This window comes from Tabrizicola sp., assembly GCF_036781545.1.
In the GTDB taxonomy this organism is placed as follows: Bacteria; Pseudomonadota; Alphaproteobacteria; order Rhodobacterales; family Rhodobacteraceae; genus Tabrizicola.
In genome coordinates, this window is the sequence record NZ_DAIQAT010000179.1 from 1 (window position 1) to 6,764 (window position 6,764).

Here is a 6,764-nt window from a genome sequence, read left to right on the forward strand (position 1 = left end):
TCGCCGCCGACAACCTGTCGGACGCCGCGCAGAAGATCGTCAAGGCTGTGAAGGGATAAGAACCCGTGCTCGTCGACACGTCCAAGCGCTATGAATTCAAGGCGACCCACCCGGCTGTTGTCCGGGATCGTCTGTGGAATTCCCTTGCGGTTGGATTTGTTGCCCTTGCGCTTTCTGGCGCGGCGATCTGGGCAGGACCGGAATGGTTTTCGGGAGTGTTCGATCGTCGTGCCGCTTTGCTCTATCTTTGTCTGGCATACGGTTTCCCGATCATCGCGGGCGTTTTCTTCTGGCACGGGTCGGCCGATTACCGGGCCAGTCGTAAGCATGCGGGGCAAGTGCTCGTCATTGTTGATGAGCACGGCATCTGGGACAAGCGTCTGGTTCGCTCGGCCTTGGCATGGTCCTCAATTCGGTCGATCCGGCTTACTGGCGAGGCAGGGAACCGGAATGTCGAAGTGGCCATTTCAGAAGGTCACGCCGCCGATTGGGCTGATGTCGGACCCATGAAGCGCGGCCGGGACATGAAGTCAAACCTGCTTGAGGTAATGTCAGCGGGGCTCATGCCAGCCTTTCCTTCACTAGACGAAGTCGTCTTGAAATTTTGGAAGAACATGCGGGGCGCGGCACACGCGCTTTGATCTGAGGGACACTAGAGGAGCCTGATACATGGCCATTCTCGTCAACGAAAACACCAAGGTCATCTGCCAAGGCTTCACCGGCAGCCAAGGGACCTTCCACTCCGAGCAGGCCATCGCCTATGGCACCAAGATGGTCGGCGGCGTCACGCCCGGCAAAGGCGGCGGCACGCATCTGGACCTGCCGATCTTCAACTCGGTGCATGAGGCCAAGCATGTGACCGGCGCCAATGCCTCGGTCATCTATGTGCCGCCGCCCTTCGCGGCCGATTCGATCCTCGAGGCGATCGACGCCGAGATGGAGCTGATCATCTGCATCACCGAGGGGATCCCGGTCCTCGACATGATGAAGGTGAAGCGCGCGCTGATCGATTCCAAGTCGCGCCTGATCGGGCCGAACTGCCCCGGCGTCATCACCCCCGACGCCTGCAAGATCGGCATCATGCCCGGCCATATCCACAAGCGCGGTTCGGTCGGTGTCGTGTCGCGCTCGGGCACGCTGACCTATGAAGCCGTCAAGCAGACCTCGGATCTGGGCCTCGGCCAGTCGACGGCCGTGGGCATCGGCGGCGACCCGATCAAGGGGACCGAGCATATCGACGTCCTCGACATGTTCCTGTCGGATCCCGAAACCCAGTCGATCATCATGATCGGCGAGATCGGCGGTTCGGCCGAGGAAGAAGCGGCGGAATTCCTGGCTGCCCAGAAGAAAAAGGGCCGCTGGAAGCCGACCGCCGGCTTCATCGCCGGGCGCACCGCTCCTCCCGGCCGCCGCATGGGCCATGCCGGCGCCATCGTCTCGGGCGGCAAGGGCGACGCGGAATCGAAGATCGAAGCCATGAAATCGGCCGGGATCATCGTTGCCGACAGCCCGGCCTCGCTGGGCGAAGCGGTGATGAAGGCCATCAAGGGCTGAGCCGATGCTGAAGCCGTTCGCCGCTCTGCTTCTGTCTGCCGTTCTCGCCGGGTCTGCCCTGGCGGGGGCGCTGGAGGATGCCTCGGCGCTCTGTTCCGACCCGATGACCACCGGGCCGGAAAAGCGCGAGCAGATGCTGCGCTACGGCTTCACCCCGGCCCAGGCCGATCCGCAGGGGGCGTTGGGCGATCTGGCGATGGCGCATATCCTGCCCTTCGCCAACGATCTGCCGGATCTGGAGGCGCGGTTCGCCGCGGCCCCGGTTCTGGCGGGGAACATCGCCCGGATGATCGCCGAGGGCACCATCTCGCTCTGGCAGCGGGAGGGCGCGCTTCTGGCCTTTTCCATCGGCCAGACGCCCGAGGGGACCGAGCATGTCACCTGCCTCTTCGCCGGTCCGCCGAGCGACGATCTGCAGACCATGTTCGGCCGCTATGGCGAGCCCGAGGATCTGCCCCATCTGGAAACCCTGGCGCTGCGTTTCGACGAGACGGCGATCAACATGCAGACCGAGACCCGTTACCGGATGATCTCCATCTGGTCGCGGCTGACCTCGGACCCGCCGCGCACGCCTTTGGCCGACGCCTACCGGTTGGAGCGGATCGAGGAGCCAGCGGACGGATGACCCTGCCCCTGCTCTCCCCGACCCTTTCGACCCAGGCCCGCGGCGCACAGACGCCCCGGGCGTTCTCTGTTCTCGCCGCCGCCGATCAGGGAGGCCGGGCATGACCGATGTGTCCTCGCTGCCGTTCGGCCTGCGGCTGAAGCATCGCGTCGGGACCTCGGCCTTGGCCGGACCCGCCAACTGGCTGCGCCACGCGGCGGCGCGGGTCAGGGGCGCGGGGCATCCCGAACTGGGGCTGCTGCGCCAGGAAGACGCGATGATCGACGCGGTTCTGACCCGTCTGGTGAAGCCGGATTGGCATTGCCTCGATGTCGGCGGGCACCTGGGCTCGGTCAGCTACCGGTTGCAGCAACTGGCCCCGCGCGGGCATCTGACGATTGTCGAGGCCAGCCCGGGCAAGGCCGCGCAGCTGGCCCGCCGCTTCGTCGGCGCCACTGTGCATGCGGTGGCGGTCAGCGATGCGCCGGGCGAGGTCAGCTTTTACGAGAACCTGGCCCAGCCCGGTTTCTCGTCGCTGGCCGACCGCGCCGACCGCGGCGCCACGCGCGAAATCCGCGTGCCCGCCCGGCGGATCGACGATCTGATGGGCGAGGCCCGGGTCGATTTCCTCAAGATCGACGTCGAGGGCTTCGAATACCCCGCGCTGCGCGGCGCCGAGGCGCTGCTCAGCCGCGAGCGGCCGGTCATCCTGTTCGAGGCGGGCGCCTTGGGCGATGCCGCCATCGACGCGGGGCTTGCCGACCGGCTCTTCGACTATCTGACCGCGGGCCATGGCTACCGCATCCACGCGGCCTTCGACCTCTACTACGACCGACCGGCGATCAGCCCCGAACTGTTCACCGCGTACCGCCGCTACCCCTATCTCGCCTTCAACTACTTCGCCCTGCCGCAGGCCGGCAACGGCGCAGACCTCTGATCCCCATCCTGATCCCCAGGAGGACATAATGACCGAGCAAAGCCCCACTTCCCAATTCCAGGCGACCAGCTTCCTCGATGGTGCGAACGCGGCCTACATCGACCAGATGCAGGCCCGCTACGCGCAGGACCCCAGCAGCGTTGACGCGGCCTGGGCGCAGTTCTTCGAGGCGAACGGCGACGATTTCGTCACCGCCACCCGTCAGGCGCAGGGGCCGAGCTGGGCGCGCAACGACTGGCCGCCGCAGCCTGCCGACGACCTCACCGCGGCGCTGACCGGCATGTGGCCGGCCGCCGCCGCCGCCAAGGAAGGCAAGGCCGCGGGCGACAAGATCAAGGCGGTCGCCGCCGAGAAGGGCGTCGAGATCACCGACGCCCAGGTGCAGCGCGCTGTCCTCGACAGTCTGCGCGCGCTGATGATCATCCGCGCCTACCGCATCCGCGGCCACCTGATTGCCGATCTCGACCCGCTGAACATGCGCGACGAGTCGATGCACCCGGAACTGGATCCTTCGTCCTATGGCTTCACCGAGGCCGACATGGACCGCCCGATCTTCATCGACAACGTGCTGGGGCTGCAGGTCGCCTCGATGCGGCAGATCATGGAGATCTTGAAGCGCACCTATTGCGGCACCTTCGCGCTGCAATTCATGCATATCTCGAACCCCGCCGAGGCCGCCTGGCTGAAAGAGCGGATCGAGGGCTACGGCAAGGAAATCACCTTCACCAAGATGGGTCGCCGGGCGATCCTGAACAAACTGGTGGAAGCCGAGGGTTTCGAGAAATTCTGCCACGTCAAGTTCATGGGCACCAAGCGCTTCGGCCTTGACGGCGGCGAGGCGCTGATCCCGGCGATGGAGCAGATCATCAAGCGCGGCGGCGCGCTGGGGGTGCAGGAGATCGTCATCGGCATGCCGCACCGCGGGCGCCTGTCGGTGCTGGCCAATGTGCTGTCGAAACCCTACCGCGCGATCTTCAACGAATTCCAGGGCGGCAGCTACAAGCCCGAGGATGTCGACGGCTCGGGCGACGTGAAATACCACCTCGGCGCCTCGTCGGACCGCGAGTTCGACGGCAACGTCGTGCACCTCAGCCTGACCGCCAACCCCTCGCATCTGGAGGCGGTGAACCCGGTCGTGCTGGGCAAGGTCCGTGCCAAGCAGGACCAGAAGAACGACGCCGAGCGCCGCTCGGTCCTGCCGATCCTCTTGCACGGGGACGCGGCCTTTGCCGGTCAGGGCGTGGTGGCGGAATGCCTGCAGCTTTCCGGCATCAAGGGGCACCGCACCGGCGGCTGCATCCATATCATCGTCAACAACCAGATCGGCTTTACCACCGCGCCGCATTTCAGCCGCACGTCGCCCTATCCGACCGACATCGCCCTGATGGTCGAGGCGCCGATCTTCCACGTCAACGGCGATGACCCCGAGGCCGTGGTGCATGCCGCCCGCGTCGCGACCGAGTTCCGCCAGCAATTCGGCAAGGATGTCGTGATCGACATCTTCTGCTACCGCCGCTTCGGTCACAACGAGGGCGACGAGCCCATGTTCACCAACCCGGCGATGTACAAGAACATCAAGCGGCACAAGACCACGCTGCAGCTTTACACGGAGCGTCTGGTCGCCGACGGCCTCATCCCCGAGGGCGAGATCGACGACATGAAGGCCGCCTTCCAGGCGCATCTGAACGGCGAGTTCGAGATCGCCAAGGAATACCGCCCGAACAAGGCCGACTGGCTGGACGGGCGCTGGAAAGCGCTGAAGCCTAAGGACGTCGAGAATTACCAGCGGGGTCAGACCGCCATCTCGTCCGAGACGCTGGCCGAGATCGGCAAGGCGCTGACCACGGCCCCGGCCGATTTCGACCTGCACAAGACCGTCGCCCGCCAGTTGGACGCCAAGAAGGCGATGTTCGAGAGCGGCAAGGGCTTCGACTGGGCCACGGCCGAGGCGCTGGCCTTCGGCTCGCTGGTGGTCGAGGGCTTCCCGGTCCGCCTGGCCGGTCAGGATTGCACGCGCGGCACCTTCTCGCAGCGGCATTCGGCCTTCGTCGATCAGACGACCGAAGAGCGGTACTACCCGCTGAACCACATCCGGGCGGGTCAGGCGCGCTATGAGGTCATCGATTCGATGCTCTCGGAATACGCGGTGCTGGGTTTCGAATACGGCTATTCGCTGTCCGAGCCCAACGCGCTGACGCTCTGGGAAGCGCAGTTCGGCGATTTCGCCAACGGCGCGCAGATCATGTTCGACCAGTTCATCAACTCGAGCGAATCGAAATGGCTGCGCATGTCCGGGCTTGTCGTCCTGCTGCCGCACGGGTTCGAAGGGCAGGGGCCTGAACACTCTTCGGCCCGGATGGAACGCTTCCTGCAGATGTCGGCCGAGGAAAACTGGATCGTCGCCAATTGCTCGACCCCGGCGAACTATTTCCACATCCTGCGCCGCCAGCTGCACCGCGACTTCCGCAAGCCGCTGATCCTGATGACGCCGAAATCGCTGCTGCGCCATCCGCTCTGCGTGTCGCAGGCCGAGGATTTTGTCGAAGGCTCGACCTTCCACCGCGTGCTGTGGGACGATGCCGAACGCGGCACCGCCTCGACGCTGACGCTGAAACCCGACGCCGAGATCCGGCGCGTGGTGATGTGTTCGGGCAAGGTCTATTTCGACCTGCTGGCCGAGCGCGACGCGCGCGGGCTGGATGATGTGTATCTGCTGCGTGTGGAACAGCTCTATCCGGTGCCGACGCAATCGCTGCGTCAGGAACTGGCGCGCTTCCCGCAGGCCGAGATGGTCTGGTGCCAGGAAGAGCCGAAGAACCAGGGCGCCTGGTCCTTCATGGAGCCGAACCTCGAATGGGTGCTGACGCAGATCGGCGCCAAACAGACCCGCGCCCGGTACGCCGGCCGCGCCGCCTCGGCCTCGCCCGCCACGGGCCTCGCGTCGAAGCACAAGTCGCAACAAGAAGCGCTGGTCAACGAAGCGCTGACCTCGTCGGAAGGAAACTGAAGTCATGAGCATCGAAGTCCGCGTGCCCACGCTGGGGGAAAGCGTCTCGGAAGCGACCATCGCCACCTGGTTCAAGAAACCGGGTGATGCCGTCGCGGCCGACGAGATGCTGTGCGAGCTGGAAACCGACAAGGTGACGGTCGAAGTGCCCGCACCCTCGGCGGGCGTCCTGTCCGAGATCATCGCGCAAGAGGGCGAGACGGTCGGCGTGAACGCCCTGCTGGCGATCCTGACCGAAGGCGGCGCCGCTGCCGCCCCGGCCAAGGCTGCCGAGGCGCCGAAAGAGCCCGCCAAGGAAGCCCCGAAAGAGGCCGAAGCCGCGCCCGCCGCCAAGGCGGGCGAGGATGCGCCCTCGGCCAAGAAGGCGATGGCCGAGGCCGGCCTCACCGCCGATCAGGTCACCGGCACCGGCCGCGATGGCCGGATCATGAAGGAAGACGTGCAGAAAGCCGTCGCCGCGGGCACCACGGCGGCCCCGGCCGCTGCGCCGGCCCCTGTCTCGGTCCCGCGCGGTCCGGTCCCGGCCGATGACGCGGCCCGCGAAGAACGCGTGCGCATGACCCGCCTGCGGGCCACCATCGCCCGGCGCCTCAAGGACGCGCAGAATACCGCCGCCATGCTGACCACCTATAACGAGGTGGATATGTCCGGCATCATGGCGC

General features: G+C 65.9%; 5 protein-coding genes and 1 pseudogene. All 6 read left to right on the forward strand.

The window, feature by feature from the left end; genetic code table 11:
- The first annotated feature begins 65 nt into the window (after positions 1 to 65).
- Positions 66 to 641, forward strand: coding sequence for a hypothetical protein (locus V7Q39_RS18195; protein WP_333818025.1), 576 nt, complete (start codon positions 66 to 68; stop codon positions 639 to 641).
- A gap of 28 nt (positions 642 to 669) precedes the next feature.
- Positions 670 to 1,554: a succinate--CoA ligase subunit alpha gene (gene sucD, locus V7Q39_RS18200; protein ID WP_333818026.1), complete on the forward strand. Its 885-nt coding sequence runs from the start codon at positions 670 to 672 to the stop codon at positions 1,552 to 1,554.
- Between the two features lie 4 nt (positions 1,555 to 1,558).
- Positions 1,559 to 2,179 carry a hypothetical protein gene (locus tag V7Q39_RS18205; protein WP_333818027.1) on the forward strand — a complete coding sequence of 207 codons (621 nt, stop codon included), beginning with the start codon at positions 1,559 to 1,561 and terminating at the stop codon, positions 2,177 to 2,179.
- A gap of 100 nt (positions 2,180 to 2,279) precedes the next feature.
- The gene (locus tag V7Q39_RS18210; RefSeq protein WP_333818028.1) at positions 2,280 to 3,095 is read left to right on the forward strand and encodes an FkbM family methyltransferase; all 816 of its coding nucleotides are present in this window, start codon (positions 2,280 to 2,282) and stop codon (positions 3,093 to 3,095) included.
- Positions 3,096 to 3,123: 28 nt separating this feature from the next.
- On the forward strand, positions 3,124 to 6,102 hold the full coding sequence (locus tag V7Q39_RS18215) for a 2-oxoglutarate dehydrogenase E1 component (RefSeq protein ID WP_333818029.1): 2,979 nt from the start codon (positions 3,124 to 3,126) through the stop codon (positions 6,100 to 6,102).
- Positions 6,101 to 6,764: pseudogene (locus V7Q39_RS18220) on the forward strand (biotin/lipoyl-containing protein); the annotation flags it as partial. The gene V7Q39_RS18215 and the pseudogene V7Q39_RS18220, both read left to right, overlap by 2 nt.